At 56.5% G+C, this 17,440-nt stretch carries 14 protein-coding genes and 1 tRNA gene; 14 read left to right on the plus strand and 1 reads right to left on the minus strand.

All coding sequences use genetic code 11. From position 1 onward, the window contains the following. The first annotated feature begins 180 nt into the window (after positions 1-180). The 10 genes from COA65_06915 to COA65_06960 all read left to right on the plus strand — a co-directional run bounded on the left by COA65_06915 (position 181) and on the right by COA65_06960 (position 9,143). Positions 181-1,224, plus strand: a complete 1,044-nt coding sequence (locus COA65_06915) for a rod shape-determining protein (GenBank protein PCJ58899.1) — start codon at positions 181-183, stop codon at positions 1,222-1,224. Between the two features lie 58 nt (positions 1,225-1,282). Then, a complete protein-coding gene (gene mreC, locus COA65_06920) occupies positions 1,283-2,176 on the plus strand; it encodes a rod shape-determining protein MreC (GenBank protein PCJ58900.1) in 894 nt (297 codons plus the stop codon). Continuing rightward, positions 2,176-2,688: a rod shape-determining protein MreD gene (gene mreD, locus COA65_06925; protein ID PCJ58901.1), complete on the plus strand. Its 513-nt coding sequence runs from the start codon at positions 2,176-2,178 to the stop codon at positions 2,686-2,688. Before mreC ends, mreD begins: the two co-directional genes overlap by 1 nt. Next, positions 2,688-4,562, plus strand: a complete 1,875-nt coding sequence (mrdA, locus tag COA65_06930) for a penicillin-binding protein 2 (GenBank protein PCJ58902.1) — start codon at positions 2,688-2,690, stop codon at positions 4,560-4,562. Before mreD ends, mrdA begins: the two co-directional genes overlap by 1 nt. Beyond that, positions 4,559-5,710 carry a rod shape-determining protein RodA gene (locus COA65_06935; protein PCJ58903.1) on the plus strand — a complete coding sequence of 384 codons (1,152 nt, stop codon included), beginning with the start codon at positions 4,559-4,561 and terminating at the stop codon, positions 5,708-5,710. The genes mrdA and COA65_06935 overlap by 4 nt, the downstream gene beginning before the upstream one ends. An 85-nt stretch (positions 5,711-5,795) precedes the next feature. Then, positions 5,796-5,871: transfer RNA gene (locus COA65_06940), tRNA-Lys, on the plus strand. A 241-nt stretch (positions 5,872-6,112) separates the two neighbouring features. Continuing rightward, on the plus strand, positions 6,113-6,748 hold the full coding sequence (locus COA65_06945; GenBank protein ID PCJ58904.1) for a hypothetical protein: 636 nt from the start codon (positions 6,113-6,115) through the stop codon (positions 6,746-6,748). A gap of 206 nt (positions 6,749-6,954) precedes the next feature. Further along, the gene (locus COA65_06950) at positions 6,955-7,275 is read left to right on the plus strand and encodes a hypothetical protein (protein PCJ58905.1); all 321 of its coding nucleotides are present in this window, start codon (positions 6,955-6,957) and stop codon (positions 7,273-7,275) included. A gap of 1 nt (position 7,276) precedes the next feature. Beyond that, positions 7,277-7,558 carry a transcriptional regulator gene (locus COA65_06955; GenBank protein PCJ58906.1) on the plus strand — a complete coding sequence of 94 codons (282 nt, stop codon included), beginning with the start codon at positions 7,277-7,279 and terminating at the stop codon, positions 7,556-7,558. Between the two features lie 316 nt (positions 7,559-7,874). Continuing rightward, positions 7,875-9,143: a DEAD/DEAH box helicase gene (locus COA65_06960; GenBank protein ID PCJ58948.1), complete on the plus strand. Its 1,269-nt coding sequence runs from the start codon at positions 7,875-7,877 to the stop codon at positions 9,141-9,143. Positions 9,144-9,225: 82 nt separating this feature from the next. On the opposite strand, the gene COA65_06965 is transcribed toward COA65_06960, so the two are convergent. Beyond that, positions 9,226-9,654: a histidine kinase gene (locus COA65_06965; GenBank protein PCJ58907.1), complete on the minus strand. Its 429-nt coding sequence runs from the start codon at positions 9,652-9,654 to the stop codon at positions 9,226-9,228. A 150-nt stretch (positions 9,655-9,804) separates the two neighbouring features. Between COA65_06965 and COA65_06970 the strand changes: the two genes are divergently transcribed. The 4 genes from COA65_06970 to COA65_06985 all read left to right on the plus strand — a co-directional run bounded on the left by COA65_06970 (position 9,805) and on the right by COA65_06985 (position 17,414). Next, on the plus strand, positions 9,805-12,114 hold the full coding sequence (locus COA65_06970; GenBank protein ID PCJ58908.1) for an alpha/beta hydrolase: 2,310 nt from the start codon (positions 9,805-9,807) through the stop codon (positions 12,112-12,114). A 135-nt stretch (positions 12,115-12,249) separates the two neighbouring features. Beyond that, positions 12,250-13,932 carry a dicarboxylate--CoA ligase PimA gene (locus COA65_06975; protein PCJ58909.1) on the plus strand — a complete coding sequence of 561 codons (1,683 nt, stop codon included), beginning with the start codon at positions 12,250-12,252 and terminating at the stop codon, positions 13,930-13,932. 18 nt (positions 13,933-13,950) lie between these two features. Beyond that, positions 13,951-15,090: an acetyl-CoA C-acyltransferase gene (locus COA65_06980; GenBank protein ID PCJ58910.1), complete on the plus strand. Its 1,140-nt coding sequence runs from the start codon at positions 13,951-13,953 to the stop codon at positions 15,088-15,090. Further along, positions 15,087-17,414 (plus strand): 3-hydroxyacyl-CoA dehydrogenase, encoded by a 2,328-nt coding sequence (locus COA65_06985; GenBank protein PCJ58911.1) that lies wholly within the window; start codon positions 15,087-15,089, stop codon positions 17,412-17,414. Before COA65_06980 ends, COA65_06985 begins: the two co-directional genes overlap by 4 nt. The last annotated feature ends 26 nt before the right edge of the window (positions 17,415-17,440 follow it).

Here is a 17,440-nt window from a genome sequence, read left to right on the forward strand (position 1 = left end):
AGGGGGCAAACACGGATACGCTGGTAGCTTCCGCGCGCGCCTATATCAATGCGTTGAATAAGTTGCTCGTCAAACGGGAGAAGACTGCTCCGGCGGCTCTTACAGCCTAGGTGACGCATCACGGAAATGTTGCGGGGAACGCCATTGTTCGTCGCATGACAGAAACAAGAGTGAGACAGAATGTTTTTTTCTAAAATATTTGGCGCACTATCTTCGGACATGGCAATCGATCTGGGGACGGCGAATACGTTGGTCTATGTACGGGGCCAGGGCATCGTGTTGAACGAGCCCTCCGTCGTGGCGATTACCAATGTGAAAGGCCGCAGGCATGTTCTCGCCGTTGGCGACGAAGCAAAAATGATGTTGTGGCGTACGCCTGGAAACATCGAGGCAACGCGCCCGCTGCGCGATGGGGTGATTGCCGATTTCGACGTTGCCGAGGAAATGATCAAGCATTTTATCCGTAAAGTGCACAACCGGCGCACATTTGCGTCGCCCCAGATTATTGTCTGTGTGCCCTCGGGTTCGACAGCTGTGGAACGTCGCGCCATTCAGGAATCGGCGGAAAGCGCTGGCGCGCGCAGGGTTTTTCTTATCGAGGAGCCGATGGCGGCGGCAATCGGTGCCGGCCTGCCCGTTACCGAGCCTACCGGTTCGATGGTTGTCGACATCGGGGGTGGCACAACGGAAGTTGCTGTGCTTTCCCTTGGTGGCATCGTCTATTCGCGATCTGTCCGTGTCGGGGGCGATAAAATGGACGAAGCGATCATCGCGTATATCCGGCGCCACCATAATCTTCTTGTGGGGGAAAGCAGTGCCGAACGGATCAAGAAAGAAATTGGGTCCGCCTGTCCGCCTGATGAAGGCGATGGCCGGGTGATGGAGATCAAGGGGCGCGATTTGATGAACGGCGTTCCAAAAGAACTGGTCATTTCCGAGCGGCAGATTGCGGAAAGTCTTTCCGAGCCGGTGGGGGCCATCGTCGAAGCCGTAAAAGTGGCTTTGGAGCATACGGCGCCGGAACTGGCCGCCGACATCGTCGATAAGGGAATCGTCCTTACGGGCGGTTGCGCGTTGCTCACCAACCTTGATCAGGTGCTCCGCGAGGCAACGGGGCTTCCGGTTTCCATTGCCGACGAGCCGCTGTCCTGTGTTGTCCTTGGCACAGGCCGTGCGCTGGAAGAAATGAAGACCATGAAGGATGTTTTGTTGAGCAGTTACTAACCGGGTTTGGTTCAGGCCAGAATTTTCGGGTGAAGCTGGCGGTTGAAGGAGAAGGGGGATGGCAAGATTTCGCGCTGGGTCGTTCCTGCGTCTTGCGATGCCGGCGAGGCTGTTTGCCAATCGATTCCCATTTCTGATTTTGATCGCGGCGACGGTCGCTCTCATTGCGGTAGGGCGGCTGGACACGTCCTTGATAGAGCGGTTGCGGACAACCGTTACGGACATGACCGCGCCGCTCATCGATCTTGTTTCCCGCCCGGTCGTGGCGACCCAGAGCCTTCTCAGCGAAATCTCGGATTTGGCTGCACTCCGTGAGAAAAATAAACAGTTGCGTGTAAAGATCGCCACCCTTCAGCTATCAAGTCTGACAGCGGAACGACTGGCGAGCGAAAATGAAAGCTTGCGCGCGCTTTTAAAATTTGTTCCGGACGCCCCGGCTTCTTTTGTTGCCGCACGTGTGATTGCGGATTCAGGAAACGCGTTCGTCCGCAGTGTTCTCATCAATGCGGGAAAAAGCGATGGCGTGAAAAAAGGCGATCCGGTTATCAATGGCGAAGGAGTCGTTGGCCGAATTTCCCAGGCTGGCAATCACACGTCCCGCGTGCTCCTGATTATGGACTGGAACTCACGCATTCCTGTGCTTGTGGAATCGTCGCGGGAAAAAGCTATTTTGACGGGGGATAATACGAATCGCCCGCGTTTGCTTTACTTGCCGGCGACAGCCGTCCTCGCGCCGGGTGACCGGATTGTCACCTCCGGCCATGGCGGCATCTTTCCACCCGGCCTTCCTGTCGGCACGGTGGGTTCCATTGGCGAAGAGGAAATTCGCGTGCAGTCTTTTGTCACCTGGAATCGCCTCGAATTTGTCCGCGTTGTCAATTACGGCCTGGAAGGTGTGCTCCCGGACTTGCTGCCGGCCAACGCGAACGCCAAGGGGACATCTCGCAAGTGATGGCTCCATTCTGGCAGCGTCTGGAACATCATTTACGCAATCTGGTGCCCTTTTTTGGCCTGCTTATCCTTTTGCTTCTCACCGTCATTCCGCTTCATATTCCCGCTTACGCTGTGATCGTTCCCATGCTGCCGCTGACGGCGGTCTATTACTGGGGGCTTCACCGTTCCGATCTGCTGCCGACAGCGGCTGTGTTTGTTGTCGGCCTTCTACAGGATTTTCTTTCCGGCGCGCCGATCGGCCTAAACGCAGCTATTCTTCTTCTTGTTTATGAAACGGTTGTTTCGCAGCGTCGCTATTTCCTTCACGAATCTTTTTCCATCGCCTGGGCAAGCTTCATGGTGGTGGCGGCGGGTGCCTCGGCGCTGCAATGGGCAGGGTTGTCGTTGCTTGCCTGGACATTGCGTGATCCAAGCCCTGGAATCTTCCAATATTTTCTCACCGTGGCCCTTTATCCGTGCCTCGCCTGGGTCTACGCGCAGACCCAGAAAATCATCCTTCGGCAAGCCTGATGTATCGGGAGGGCGGCCGTTACCGTGTGTTTAGCCGCCGCGCCGCCATGCTGGCGGGGGGGAAGCTGGTGCTTGCATCGGCGCTTGTCGGTCGCCTTTATTATTTGCAGGTTATTGAATCAGACCGTTATGTGACATTGGCGGAGGAAAACCGGATCAACCTCCGCCTGATTCAGCCATCGCGAGGCTCGATTGTTGATCGTCACGGAACGCCGATGGCTCGAAACCGGGAAAATTACCGCGTCGTCGTTATTCCGGAACAGACGTTGGATATCCGGGCCGTCCTTGATCGAATTGGCTTGATTGTTCCGATTGGCGCAACCGAAATTCGCCGCGTTCTACATGAAATGAAGCGAAAGCGCAGCTTTGTTCCGGTCACGGTTCGGGAAAACCTTAGTTGGGAAGAAGTCGCGCGCCTTGAGGTGAACGCGCCGGACCTGCCCGGGGTGCTCATCGACGTTGGCCAAAGCCGTTACTATCCCTTGGGTGCAGCGGCGGCGCATGTGATTGGTTATGTGGCGGCGGTAACGGAAAAGGAACTTACGGAAGATCCGTTGCTTCAACTGCCGGATTTTCGCATCGGCAAGAGTGGGATCGAAAAAAATTACGATCTGGCGCTTCGGGGAAAAGCCGGTAGCAGTCAGATGGAGGTGAATTCGGTTGGGCGTGTCGTGCGCGAGCTTTCGCGCGAGGAAGGGAAATCCGGTTACCAGGTGGCGTTGACGCTGGATTCCGGTGTGCAGGCATTTGCCGGCAAGCGATTTGGGGAGCTGAGCGGTGCCGCCGTCGCGATGAATGTGTATACGGGGGAAGTGTTGTTGATGGTCTCGACCCCGGGCTTTGATCCAAATGAATTTGTAACCGGGTTAAGCGAGAAAAATTGGCAAAAGCTGCTTTCCAATCGCCGGGCACCGCTTACGAACAAATGCATAGCGGGGCAATACGCCCCCGGTTCGACCTACAAGATGATCGTTGCTACAGCCGCACTTGAAGCCGGTCTTGTTACGCCGGAGAAGAAAGTCTTCTGCAAAGGTTATATCGAACTTGGCGGCGACCGGTTCCATTGCTGGAAGCGCAAAGGGCATGGTCATGTCGGGCTTCATGAGGCCATTCAGAAATCCTGCGACGTTTATTTTTACGAGATCGCGCGGCGCTGCGGAATAAACCGGATATCCGAGATGGCGCGCCGGTTTGGGCTGGGGCAGACGTTGATTGAGGATTTAGCTGGTGAGCAGCGTGGCCTCGTGCCGGATCCCGATTGGAAGCGGGCGACGTTCGGTGCGGCCTGGCAGGGCGGCGAAACCCTGATTACGGGGATTGGCCAGGGCTATGTGCTGGCGACGCCCTTGCAACTGGCCGTCATGATTTCCCGGATGGTGAACGGAGGCGACGAGGTCTTTCCCCATCTCACGAAGGAGGCTGTTCTGCCGGAAGGCATTGGCGTGCGTCCAAAGGAAAATTTCAAATCGCTCGGCATTCGTCAGGCGACCCTTGCGCATATTCGCAGCGCAATGGCTGCCGTAATAAATGTGCCCGGAGGCACGGCCTATGGCGCGCGTATTCGGAGCGCGAAAATGGCGATGGGTGGCAAGACCGGTACGTCACAGGTACGACGCATTTCAGAGCGGGAGCGGAAAGAAGGGGTTCGTAAAAACAAGAACCGTCCCTGGCGGGAGCGCGACCATGCGCTTTTCGTAGGATTTGCGCCGGTGAATGCGCCAAAATATGCGGTCTCCGTCATTGTCGAACATGGGGGCAGTGGATCTTCTGCGGCCGCTCCCATCGCCCGGGATATCTTGCGCGAAATTCAGCGGCGGGATGTTCCAAAGGCGGCGCGTGCAAAGGGAACGCCTGAAAGTTGGGTGGCGTCATGAGCGGCGTGGGCGACTTTCAAGACGGCTCCCTTCGTTTCAGCTACAAGCTCCGGCAAATCCATTGGGGCATGGTTTTGCTTCTCTGCCTGATCTCGGGCATCGGCGTTGCCATGCTCTATTCGGCCGGCAACGCAAATTTTTCACCCTGGGCTGGCCGCCAGGCGGTTCGTTTTGCCATTGGCCTTGTGGTTCTTTTTGCCGTCGGCTTGACTGACATCCGCTTCTGGTTGCGCCATGCCTATACGATCTACGGGATTTCGCTTTTTCTCCTTGTCATCGTTGGCTTCACCGGCATCGTTGGGATGGGTGCGCAACGGTGGCTGGACCTCGGCTATTTTCAGCTCCAGCCTTCCGAAGTCGTCAAGATGACGCTGGTGCTGGCTCTTGCCCGCTATTTTCATGGTGCCAGTCTTGAGGACGTCACCCGGCCTGGTTTTTTGATTGCACCTTTTCTGATGCTGGTTTTTCCGGCCCTTCTGGTTCTGCGGCAGCCGGATTTAGGAACGGCGCTCATGTTGATTATCGGTGGCCTTTCGATCTTTTTTCTGGCGGGGGTCCGAATTTGGAAATTCGCTCTGCTGATCGGTGGTGCCCTTGCAACGATGCCACTCCTCTGGATGGGCCTGCACGGCTATCAAAAGCGGCGCGTCCTCGTTTTTCTCGATCCGGAAAGCGATCCTCTCGGTGCCGGGTATCACATTTTGCAATCGCAGATTGCCCTCGGTTCGGGCGGGCTTTGGGGGAAGGGGTTTCTTCAGGGGACTCAGGCGCATCTGAATTTCCTGCCCGAAAAGCAGACGGATTTTATCTTCACCATGCTGGCCGAGGAATTCGGCATTGCCGGTGGGCTCCTGTTGCTTGGGCTTTACCTGTTGCTTGTTTTTTGCGGATTTATGATCAGCCTTCGCAGCCGTAATCAATTCGGCCGTTTGCTTGGCCTGGGCCTGACCATGACCTTCGCGCTCTATTTCTTTGTCAACATCGCCATGGTTACCGGCCTTATCCCGGTCGTTGGCGTGCCGCTTCCGCTTATTTCCTATGGGGGGACGGCGCTTTTGATGCTGCTGTTCGCGTTTGGCCTTTTGATGAGCATTCATATCCATCGTGACGTACGGATAAGCCGCCGTGGCGGTGACGACGATGGGTAGCGCATGGAAAGCGGGCGCGACCGCCCCAATTCCGGCAAGCCTATCGACAAGCCAGGGTGGCTTTGCTATAGGGGCCTTCCCTTGGGGGCGCATAGCTCAGTTGGTAGAGCAGCTGACTCTTAATCAGCGGGTCCACGGTTCGAGTCCGTGTGCGCCCACCAAATTTTTCAAAGGCTTAGCTGGAAACAGCTAGGCCTTTTTTATGCGGTATTTGTGCGGGGGGCGTTCGTCTGAGCGGCGGCGATGGCAATGCGCGCCGACCGATCCAACGTCAGAGTCTGGCGATACCGACGCGCGGCGTTGTCAATTATGGGAACCAAATTGCGACGGCGCACGCAGGACGGTGTTAAAGTATTTGTAGGGCCCGGGAATGTCTGAGGCAGAACGACACGGAATAAAGTTATGGAAATCAAACTCTCCGAAATATTGATGATCGTGGCAATCCTGCTGGCACCGGTCGTCGCTGTTCAAGTTCAGAAATGGCTAGAGAAATCACGCGAGGACAGGGCACGGAAGTTATGGATATTCAAAGCCCTTATGGCCACGAGAGCCGCCGCCGTATCACCGGAGCACGTACAAGCGCTAAATATGATAGATCTTGAATTCCGCAAAACGCGCTATCGTCTGGTCGCCGCGGCATGGAAAATGTACCTCGACCACCTCAGTAGTTATCCAAAGGACGACGAAAAGCAGCAGCCGGTTTGGGACGGGCGACGAGTCGATCTTCTGACAAGTTTATTGCTGGCGATGGGACGTGCTCTCGGTTACGAATTTGATGAGGTGCACGTTAAGAGGGGTGTTTACGCTCCCGTGGCCCAGGGTCGGCTGGAGGACGAGAACACGCGGATCCGTCGCGGCCTTCTTGACCTTTTGTACGGAAAGACTGAGCTGAAAATGAACGTCACTAGCTTTCCTGTTAGCGAGCAGGCGCTGGCTGAACAGGAAGCGATCAGAGTTGTGCTACAGCAGTTGCTCGATGGCAAAAGAGCTCTTCCTGTCTCGGTATCCAAGAAAGACGATGCCGGTGATGCCCAATGATCTATTCCTCGTTCCTGCCACCTAACCTCTCTCGGCGGCCCACCATTAAAGATTTCAGATTCTCTGATTTGGGTGCCCCCTGATTAGGACGCCAGGCGCGTTGTTACCCGCTGTTAACCATCTGAAATCGGCTGTTGCTGTTGCTTGGTAATGCAAAGTTGGCGGAATCGGCTAGCTTGTAATTATATCTTAAAAGGTATAATGTGATGTCGAAATGGAAGGTAGAGGTAACCCCCGATGCGCAGAGGGAAATAGCGGCCCTTGCGGATGATCTACAGGCCCGTTTTCTTCATGTAGCTGAAATGCTTGAGGAATTGGGGCCAAGTCGGGTCAACAAGCCCCATGTTACGAAACTGCGGGGGAAATTGTGGGAAATGCGGATGAAAGGTAGGGACGGCATTGCCAGGGCCATATATTTTGCCGCTACGGGCAGGCGACTGGTCGTAGTCCGAGCCTTCGTCAAGAAGACACAAAAGACGCCCAATCGCGAGATAGATCTTGCGATACAACGAATGAAAGGTCTCTGAGATGACGAAGGCACTGAAGACCTTTAAGGCGCAACTCCTTGCCAAGAAGGGCGTGCGCAAAGCTTACGAGGAACTCGTTCCCGAATATGCTGTTGCTCGCGCCGTTATCAAGGCACGTAATGATTGTGGGCTGACACAGGCGCAGCTTGCCAAGCGCATGAACACCTCGCAGTCGTATATTGCCCGGCTTGAGAATGGGACCGTGTTGCCTACGATGAAGACGTTTCTTCGTGTTGCGAAGGCAACCGATACACGCGCAAAGTTTGAGCTGGAGCCCGTTTAGGCGCGGCCTCCAAACCCCCAGGGGCCTTTGAAAACGCCAAAATGGCTTGACTTCCGGGTTTCTGGACCCCTTATTAGCGCCAACGACACTCCCTTCAAGATCGCGTTTCGATCGCTTATTGGCCCAAAACCCTTTTAAGGGCCGGTCGTCTTTCTCTCCGATTATATGTGGGCGTTTCGTTAGACGGGCTTTTGCCATTGGCACCTTATGTGTGCCGAGGCTGGCCGTGTCGAAAGCTTGCATCGTGCTTGCACGCTCGCCACCTCGTTTTTCGGGGCGGCGAGTTATGATATTTATTTGGAAAGAAAAAGAACGCATGACAAATTTTGCGGACCTCAAATTGGCCCAGCCCATTCTTCGCGCCATTGCGGACGAAGGTTACACCACACCTACCCCCATTCAGCTCAAATCCATTCCGCCGCTGCTTGAAGGGCGCGATTTGCTGGGCGTTGCCCAGACCGGCACTGGCAAGACGGCTGCCTTCGCTCTGCCGCTGTTGCACCATATGGCAGAAGACGAGAGCAAGCCGAACAGCCGCCAGCCGCGCGCCTTGATTCTGGCACCGACCCGCGAATTGGCGGCCCAGATTGGTGAAAGCCTGCGGGGCTATGCTCGCCATATGCGCCTGCGTACGGCGGTGGTTTTTGGCGGCACCTCTATCCGTCCCCAGATCAGAACCCTGGCCAATGGCGTTCACGTGTTGGTTGCCACGCCGGGGCGGTTGATCGATCTGATGAACCAGCGCCACGTACGCCTTGATGCGGTCGAGGTCTTTGTCCTTGATGAAGCGGACCGCATGCTTGACATGGGCTTCATCCCCGACGTGCGGAAGATTACCGCGACCATGTCGGACCGTCGCCAGACGGCACTGTTTTCGGCCACCATGCCGAAAGCTATTCAGGGTCTCGCCGGCGGCTTGCTGAAGAACCCTGTGCAGGTTGAGGTGGCGCCGGCCGCAACCACGGCCGAACGGGTGGAGCAGCAGGTTTTTTTCGTGGCCAAGGAGAAGAAGCGCGCGTTGCTCAGTGAATTGTTGAGCGACAATAGCCTCGAGCGGGTGCTTATTTTTACGCGCACCAAGCATGGGGCCGATCGTGTTGCCAAGCATCTGGAGCATATCGGCGTTCAATCGGATGCCATTCACGGCAACAAGGCCCAGAACGCCCGGCAACGGGCTCTTAAGGCCTTTCGTTCCGGGAACATTCGTGCCCTGGTGGCGACCGACATCGCCGCGCGCGGGATCGACGTCGATGGCGTAACCCATGTCATTAATTTCGAGCTGCCAAATGAGCCCGAAAGCTATGTGCATCGCATCGGCCGTACGGCACGCGCCGGTGCCACCGGCATCGCCATTTCATTCTGCGCCCATGACGAGCGTGGCTATTTGCGCGACATCGAGAAGACCATCCGCAAAAGCGTGAAGGTGGTCGAGGATCACCCCTATCATGCCGCCGATATAGCGAACTATATGGGGCCGACCAAGTCTGGCTCCCAGCGGAAAAAGCATGCGGGTCAGCATCAACAGCGTCGCCGCAACAACAACCCACGGCATTCCGGCAGGCGAACGGCAGGCAAGGCGGCATAGCCGCCGAGGACAGGCCTATCCCCCGGGGCTTATCCCCCGGGGATGACCCTGTGATCTTGCATCGGCTTGCCGTTTGCGGTTCTCACTGCGTGATGTAATCACGCAGTGATTCAACGTCCGTTGCCAGATCGTCGAGGCGCAGTTTGACGACGTCGCCGATGCTGACAATTCCGGCAAGGTGGTCATCTTCCACAACCGGCATGTGGCGGATGCGTTGTTCGGTCATTCGCGCGAGCAGGTTCATGGTTGTGTCCTGTGGTGAGCAGGTCTTCACCGCGCTGGTCATGAGGGTGCGGACCGGCTGTTCCAAGAACGCCGCCCCCGATTTGGCAAGCCCGCGTATGATGTCTCGCTCGGACAGGATTCCGGCTACGGAAAACCCGTCCTCACTCACCACCAACGCGCCGATGTTGTTCTTGGAAAGAAGCTGGATTGCTTCTGTAAGAGGGGTGTCCGGGCGCACGCTTACCGTGTCGGTGCCCTTTTGCTTAATGATCCGTGCGACTGTCATTGGCGTTTTCCCCAAAAGGTGCTGCAAGGTTCATAACTATTTATAGACTTTTCACAGCCTAGTCTGCGTAGCCTGGTTTGGCCACTTTTTGATGCCAGGAGCGGGCCAATATAGAGTAGGCTTGCCTCCTTCCGGAACCGGACCGTTTTGATGAATGCGGACCCAGAGTCAGATCCTGAAAAGACCTTTGCCATCAGCGAAAAGGCTTGCGCGTGGACGGTGCGCGCCATGTCTGTTCTGGAGTCGCGGCTAAGCATAAACATCAACTGGCACGATCCGGACCATCGCGTGAAAAGCGGCCAGATATTTCTGTTCAACCATTTCGCGCGTTTTGAGACGTTTATTCCCCAATATCTGATTTACAAAGAGACCGGGGCTTATTGCCGCTCCATCGCGTCGCAGGAATTTTTCTCTGACGATAGCGTTTTGTCCGATTACCTCCTTAGTCTCGGCGCGGTTCCCAATGATTACCCGCTGTTGCTCCCGTTTCTGGCGGCTGAAATCCTTCGGGGGAGAAAGGTCATCGTCTTTCCCGAGGGCGGCATCGTCAAGGATCGGCGGGTGCTTGGTAAAAAAGGGAAATACCGCGTCTATTCGAGGGTTGCGAAGGAGCGGCGAAAGCACCACGCCGGGGCCGCCGTTTTGGGGCTGACGCTCGACGCCTTTAAAACGGGCCTTCTGGAACTTGAGAAGGCGGGGTGCGCCGATCATTTGGCGCGATGGGCCGACACGCTTAGGGTTGAGAGCGTTGCGGCGCTGATGACGGAGGCCAAGCGTCCTACCGAGATCATGCCATCCAACATTACCTTTTATCCCATTCGGATCAGCGACAATCTTGTCACAAAAGCTGCCGAATTCTTCAATGCCGGGCTGCCGAAGAAATTTGCCGAAGAACTGCTGATCGAAGGCAATTTTCTGCTGAAGGATACCGACATGGACATCCGGCTTGGCGCACCCGTTCGCCACGGGCAGTCCTGGAGCTGGTGGGAGCGGAAACTGCTTGGGCACCTGTTGCGGCGCGTCACATCGATGGAGGAGTTTTTCCGCAGGGAAACGGGCAAGAAGGGTACGCCTCTGGATCGCCTTCTCAGAATGAGCATCGAACGCAGGGTTTCACCCGCTCGCGATGCCTATATGCATGAGATGTATGCCAATCTCACCGTCAATTTGTCCCATCTTGCGTCCGAGCTTATCCTGGGTCTGATTGACGACGGGGAACCGAAAATTACACGGCAGATTTTCTGCAAGACTCTGTATCTGGCAATTAAAAAAATTCAGAAACAGCCGGACGTTCACCTGCATCACAGCCTGCTTAATCCAGACGATTATGGCGGCATCCTGGAAAATCGGTGCGACGGGTTGGATCAGTTTATCTCCTCGTCAGTTCGTGCCGGCCTCCTGAAAGTGGATGACGATTGCTATCATTTTCTTCCAAAACTTTGTGAAGAGCATGATTTTGATGAAATCCGCATCGAAAATCCCATTGCCGTTTACGCCAATGAAGCGGCTCCCATTGCGGAAACGGTGCAAGCGCTTGGTGACGCGCTGGACGAAGAGGAGCGCTTGACCCCGCAACAATGGGCCGAAGCGATGTTTGATGACGCGGGGCGAAGCTTCGCCTGGGAGAAGAAGCGATTTTCGGGTCCGCGTTTTGATGCGATTAACGAACAGGAAACCGCAACGGCAAGCGCCGAACCCTATCTTCTTGTTCCGGAGAACAGCAACGGCCTTGGTGTCGTGCTGGTTCACGGGTTTCTGGCGTCACCGGCGGAGCTCCGGGCGTTTGGACAACGCCTGTTCGATGCCGGCCACCCCGTAATCGGCGTGCGCTTGAACGGGCACGGAACGTCCCCCTGGGATCTTCGGGGGCGGGATTGGCAGAACTGGATGGAGCCGGTCCGGGAAGGTTACCGCATTCTTTCGGCCTTTGCCGAGCGGATATGCCTGGTTGGGTTTTCCAGCGGTGGGGCCTTGTCGTTGATTTTTGGTGCCGAAAAACCGGCCAAGCTTGCCGGGATTGTCGCCGTTTCGACGCCGATGAAATTCATGAACCGGAACATGAAGTTTGTGCCATTGCTCCACGGCGTCAACAAATTGGCTCAGTGGATTCCGACTCTGGAGGGCGTGATGCCTTTCCGCGAAAACGATTCAGAACATCCCGACATCAACTATCGAAATATGCCGATCCGCGGGTTGTTTGAACTGCGCCGTATGGTCGATGAATTGGACCGGCAACTTCCCGAGATCAACTGCCCCGTCACGCTTGTGCAGGGGGACGGCGATGGGGTCGTCAATCCGAAAAGCCTGGATATTATCTATGAAAAACTGACCACCAAGGTGAAGACGGCAAAGCTGGTTTCCTCCGCAAGGCATGGGATTTTGAACGAAAACATCGGCGACACCCAGGAAATCGTTTGTTCCGCCCTTGCCGCCCTTCTTCCCAAGGATGTTTCCAAGTGAGAAGCTTTTCTTATTTAAAATCAACCTCTTCTGTTGATCTTTGCCATCGGATTGCGGCCACCTCTTATGCGTAGCGTTGCCGGTATTCTCTTCGCGTTAATGTAAATCAAAGGACAAAACGCCATATAATAAGGCATGAAAWTGACGGAACRCAYYGGGGGCGATCCGTTTGGTCGCCGGGCCGTYGGTGAAAAACCAGCCGGGCCGCCCCTGTTTTCTTTGATGGACGAGGCYGTTGCCCGGTTTCCRGAGCGTCGYTGTCTGGATTTCCTTGGCAAGACCTATCGCTATGATGAGGTTGGCGATCTTGTAAATCGCGCGGCTGTGGGTTTTCAGCTTCTTGGGGTCCGGAAGGGCGTCAAAGTGGGGCTGTTCCTTCCCAACACACCTTTTTATGTGATTTGCTACTACGCCATCCTTAAGGCCGGCGGCACGGTCGTCAATTTCAATCCCCTCTATGTCGAGCGGGAAGTTGTGCGTCAGATTGAGGATTCCCGCACCGRAATCATGGTGACCCTTGATCTGCGGCAGCTCTATCCAAAGATTGCGGCGGCGTTAGAGGACTCGTGTCTCAAGCGAATTGTGATTTGTCCGATGCGGGACATCCTTCCCCCCGTTAAGGGGCTGTTGTTCTCGGTCTTCAGGCGAAGTGAGGTTCTGGAAATTCCAGCAGATTTGCAACATGTGCCGTTCGGCATGCTTGTTCAAAACGATGGCAAGGTAGAGCGGGTCGAAATTGATGCGGGCAAGGATATTGCCGTTCTTCAATACACCGGTGGCACCACGGGCGAGCCAAAAGGGGCCATGCTGACCCACCACAACCTGATGACCAATGCGCGTCAGACGGGACAGGTTATCGAAGGCGTTATCGAAGAACCTTTGAAGCTTCTGGCCGTTTTGCCACTGTTCCATGTTTTTGCGATGACGGTAATCATGAACCAGGGCATCGCGGCGGGGGCCGAGCTTATTCTTCTGCCACGGTTCGATTTGAAGCAGACCCTTAAAGTTATCGCTGCGAAACGACCAACAGCCTTTCCCGGGGTTCCCACCATTTACAACGCGATCAACGGCTATGCGAACACGTCGGATTATGATCTTTCCAGCCTGAAAGTCTGCATCTCCGGCGGGGCGTCCTTGCCGGTCGAGGTCAAGAGGACGTTTGAATCATTGACGGGATGTAGCCTGATTGAAGGCTATGGCCTTAGTGAGGCCTCCCCGGTGGTGACGTGCAACCCAATCGGCGGTCTTGTGAAGGAAGGGTCGATTGGGCTGCCATTGCAGGACACCGTGGTTGAAATTCGCTCGCTTGAGGATCCGGAAAAAAAGCTGGCCCAGGGGGAAAGTGGCGAAATCTGTGTGTCCGGCCCCCAGGTGATGGCGGGTTACTGGGAGCACCCGGAAGCAACCGAGGAAATTTTCCGCGATGGCGTGCTGCATACGGGTGACGTTGGTTACATAGATGACGATGGCTATGTGTTTCTGATCGACCGGGTGAAGGATCTGATCCTTTGTGGCGGCTATAACGTCTATCCAAGGGTTATCGAAGAAGCCATCTACCTTCATCCAGATGTGGCCGAGGTAACGGTGATTGGGGTCTTCGACAGTTACCGTGGGCAAAGCCCAAAAGCGTTCGTTAAACTGCGCGACGGGGCACGTTTAAGCGAAGAAGCTTTGCGGGCCTTTCTCGTAGACAAGCTGTCTCCAATCGAGAGGCCAAAATCTGTCGAGTTCCGTGACGAATTGCCAAAGACGATGATCGGCAAACTTTCCAAGAAAGAATTGGTCGCTGATGAGGAAACCAAACAGCCGGGCGATTGAACCGACGAGGAAAACACCATGAGAAACGTGGTTATCGCTGGATATGCGAGATCCCCCTTCACCTATGCGAACAAGGGCGGGTTCACCAAAATTCGGCCGGACGATCTTGCTGCCCAGGTGGTCAAGGGGTTGGTTGAGAAAAGCGGGATTCGCGTCGAGGACATCGAAGATTTGATTGTCGGTTGTGCCTTTCCGGAAGGGGAGCAGGGGCTGAACGTTGCCCGCCTGATCGGGTTTATTGCCGATTTGCCGATTGCGATGGCTGGCGTCACGGTGAACCGTTTTTGCGGCTCCTCGATGCAGGCCATCCACATGGCGGCGGGGGCCATTCAGATGAATGCCGGCGAGGTTTTTCTTTGCGCGGGCGTCGAATCCATGACCCGGGTGCCGCTGCCGGGGTTTAATCCGGTGCTCAATCCCGCGCTCTATGAATCCTACCCGGAAGCCTACATATCCATGGGCGAGACGGCGGAAAGGGTCGCGGCGCGCTATGATATTTCCCGCGACGATCAGGATGCTTTTGCCGTAGCAAGCCACAAGAAGGCGCATGCGGCCCAGGCAGACGGCAGGTTCCAGGACGAGATTGTGCCGATCCTTACCAAGGAAGGCACGGTCGCAAAAGACGGCTGCATTCGGCCCGATACGACGCGCGAGGCGCTGGCCGCCTTGAAGCCGGCCTTCGATCAGGAAGGAAGTGTCACCGCCGGAACGTCTTCGCCGCTGACCGATGGTGCCGCCGCAGTCCTGGTATGCAGCGAAGCCTACGCCGAAAAGGCGGGGCTGGTGCCGCTGGCAAGGATCAAAAGCATCGCCGTGTCGGGGTGTCAGCCAGAGATCATGGGCATCGGCCCGGTGGGCGCAACCCGGAAGGCTCTGGAACGCGCGGGGCTTGGCATTGGCGACCTTGATCTGATCGAACTGAACGAGGCCTTCGCCTCGCAATCTCTGGCCTCCATACGCGAGTTGGGCTGCGATGCGGCGACGGTTAATCTGGACGGCGGGGCGATTGCCATCGGCCATCCCCTTGGTGCAACCGGCGCGCGCATCACCGGCAAGGCCGCGCAGCTTTTGCAACGCGAAGGCGGCCGGTTTGCACTGGCAACGCAATGTATCGGCGGCGGCCAAGGCATCGCGACCGTTCTAGAGGCCGTTCGATGAGTGAATTTGAACGCATTGCCGTCATTGGCGCCGGGGTTATGGGGGCTGGCATTGCGGCCCAGGTGGCGAATGCCGGAAAGCGCGTGGTGTTGCTGGATATCGTTCCCAAAGATGCGGCGAACCGCAACGTCATTGCCGAAGAAGCCATCGCAAAAATGCAAAAAGCCAACCCGGCGCCCTTCATGCACAAGCGCAACGCAAAGCGCATTACCCCAGGCAACATCGAAGACGATCTGAACCTGCTGGCCGAATGCGACTGGATCATCGAAGCGGTGATTGAAAAACTGGAAATCAAGCAAAGCCTGTACCGGAAGATCGAGGCAGTTCGCAAATCCGGTTCGATTGTTTCTTCAAACACGTCCACCCTTCCCATTGCCGTTTTGACAAAGGACATGCCGGATCGCTTTGTTCAGGATTTTCTGATCGCGCATTTTTTCAATCCGCCCCGTTACATGCGTCTTCTTGAAATTGTTGCGGGCGAGAGAACGCGTTGTGAGGCGGTTGATCGCGTGCGCGAATTTGCCGATGTGGTGCTCGGCAAAAGCGTCGTCGATTGCAAGGATAGGCCGGGCTTTATTGCCAACCGCATCGGCACGTTCTGGTTGCAATGCAGCGTTGTCGAGGCGATGGATGGGGGGCTGACGGTTGAAGAGGCGGACGCCATTCTTGGCCGTCCGGTCGGCATTCCAAAAACCGGTGTTTTCGGGCTTCTCGATCTGGTTGGGCTGGACCTGATGCCTCATGTCCTGGGTGAACTTGCCGGTGCCTTGCCCAAGGAAGACGCCTTCCATACCATTTATCGCAAGCCGGAATTGATCGAGCGCATGATTGCCGACGGCTATACCGGCCGTAAGGGCAAGGGCGGGTTCTATCGCCTGAACACGTCTACGGGCAAACGGGTCAAGGAAGCGATGGATCTTGTGAGCGGCGAATATCACACGGCGCGCAAGCCACGCTTTGCAAGCATGAAGGCGGCGCGAAAAAAAGGGCTGCGCGCATTGGTCACCCATGACGACAAAGGCGGAAAATACGCCTGGCGCGTCCTGTCAAAGACCCTTGGGTATGCCGCCTCGCTGGTGCCTGAGATTGCCGATGATATCTGTGCGGTCGATGAAGCCATGCGGCTGGGTTACAACTGGAAAACCGGCCCGTTCGAGATGATCGACAAGCTTGGCCCGGCCTGGTTCGCCACGCGGCTGCGCGCTGACGGCCTTCCCGTTCCGCCCTTGCTTGCCCAAGCAGGCGGGCGTTCGTTCTATCGGGTGTACGCGGGGCGGCGGCAATATCTGACCGTCGATGGCGTGTACAAAGACCTGGTTCGCCCCAAGGGTGTCGAGATGCTGTCCGACATCAAGTTGCGTTCGCAGCCCCTTGCCGCCAACCGGTCGGCCAGCCTGTGGGACGTTGGCGATGGGGTGGTCTGCCTTGAGTTTCATTCCAAGATGAACGCGCTCAACCTCGGCATCCTGTCCATGCTGCGCAAAGCCATCGATTTGGTGCCCAAGCGCCACAAGGCCCTGGTGATCTATAACGAAGGCAGCAATTTTTCGGTTGGTGCGAATTTGGCGCTGTTGCTGTTGCCGGCCTTTCTGCGCGCAGGGTTCGCGATCGGCTGGCTGATCGGCAATGGCCAGAAGACATTAAAAGCTCTGAAATATGCGCCCTTTCCAGTCATTGGCGCGCCGTCCGGCATGGCGCTGGGGGGCGGCTGCGAGGTGCTTTTGCATTGCGATGGCGTGTCTGCCCATGCCGAAACCTACATCGGCCTGGTGGAAACCGCCGTCGGGATCATCCCGGGATGGGGCGGATGCAAAGAGATGCTGACGCGGTGGTCGGTCAATCCTGACCGCCCCGGTGGCCCCATGCCGCCGGTTCGCAAGGCGTTCGAAATCATCAGCGTGGCCACCGTCGCCAAATCGGCGGATGAGGCAAAGGATTACCTTTTCCTGCGTCCCGAAGATGGGATCACCATGAACCGCTATCGGCTGCTTGCCGACGCCAAGGCGCGCGCGCTTTCCATGGTGGCAGATTATGCGGCCCCGGAACCGGTCGCGTTAGCGCTGCCGGGGGCCGGTGCGTGGGCTGGGATGAAGATGGCGGTCGAGGATTTCCGCAGGCGCGGCCTGGCAACGCCCTACGACACGGTTGTGGCCGATGCGTTGGCACGCGTGCTTAGCGGTGGCGCGTGTGATGTGACGGAACCCTTGTGCGAAGACGATTTGTTGGCGCTTGAGCGCCGGGCGTTTACAAGACTGGCGTGCCGGTCGGGCACCATTGCGCGCATTAAACAGATGTTGATGACGGGCAAGCCATTGCGCAACTAATCGAGCCGCAAGGCCGCGAGCGGCAA

It is taken from the genome of Rhodospirillaceae bacterium (assembly GCA_002746255.1).
GTDB lineage: Bacteria > Pseudomonadota > Alphaproteobacteria.

Bases quoted from the DNA above. Each gene is read 5' to 3' on its own strand.
- COA65_06985 (PCJ58911.1), top strand. From the start codon at position 15,087: ATGAGTGAATTTGAACGCATTGCCGTCATTGGCGCCGGGGTTATGGGG.
- COA65_06955 (PCJ58906.1), top strand. From the start codon at position 7,277: ATGACGAAGGCACTGAAGACCTTTAAGGCGCAACTCCTTGCCAAGAAG.
- COA65_06935 (PCJ58903.1), top strand. From the start codon at position 4,559: ATGAGCGGCGTGGGCGACTTTCAAGACGGCTCCCTTCGTTTCAGCTAC.
- COA65_06980 (PCJ58910.1), top strand. From the start codon at position 13,951: ATGAGAAACGTGGTTATCGCTGGATATGCGAGATCCCCCTTCACCTAT.
- COA65_06915 (PCJ58899.1), top strand. From the start codon at position 181: ATGTTTTTTTCTAAAATATTTGGCGCACTATCTTCGGACATGGCAATC.
- COA65_06970 (PCJ58908.1), top strand. From the start codon at position 9,805: ATGAATGCGGACCCAGAGTCAGATCCTGAAAAGACCTTTGCCATCAGC.
- COA65_06965 (PCJ58907.1), bottom strand. From the start codon at position 9,654: ATGACAGTCGCACGGATCATTAAGCAAAAGGGCACCGACACGGTAAGC.
- mrdA (PCJ58902.1), top strand. From the start codon at position 2,688: ATGTATCGGGAGGGCGGCCGTTACCGTGTGTTTAGCCGCCGCGCCGCC.
- COA65_06960 (PCJ58948.1), top strand. From the start codon at position 7,875: ATGACAAATTTTGCGGACCTCAAATTGGCCCAGCCCATTCTTCGCGCC.
- mreC (PCJ58900.1), top strand. From the start codon at position 1,283: ATGGCAAGATTTCGCGCTGGGTCGTTCCTGCGTCTTGCGATGCCGGCG.
- mreD (PCJ58901.1), top strand. From the start codon at position 2,176: ATGGCTCCATTCTGGCAGCGTCTGGAACATCATTTACGCAATCTGGTG.
- COA65_06945 (PCJ58904.1), top strand. From the start codon at position 6,113: ATGGAAATCAAACTCTCCGAAATATTGATGATCGTGGCAATCCTGCTG.
- COA65_06950 (PCJ58905.1), top strand. From the start codon at position 6,955: ATGTCGAAATGGAAGGTAGAGGTAACCCCCGATGCGCAGAGGGAAATA.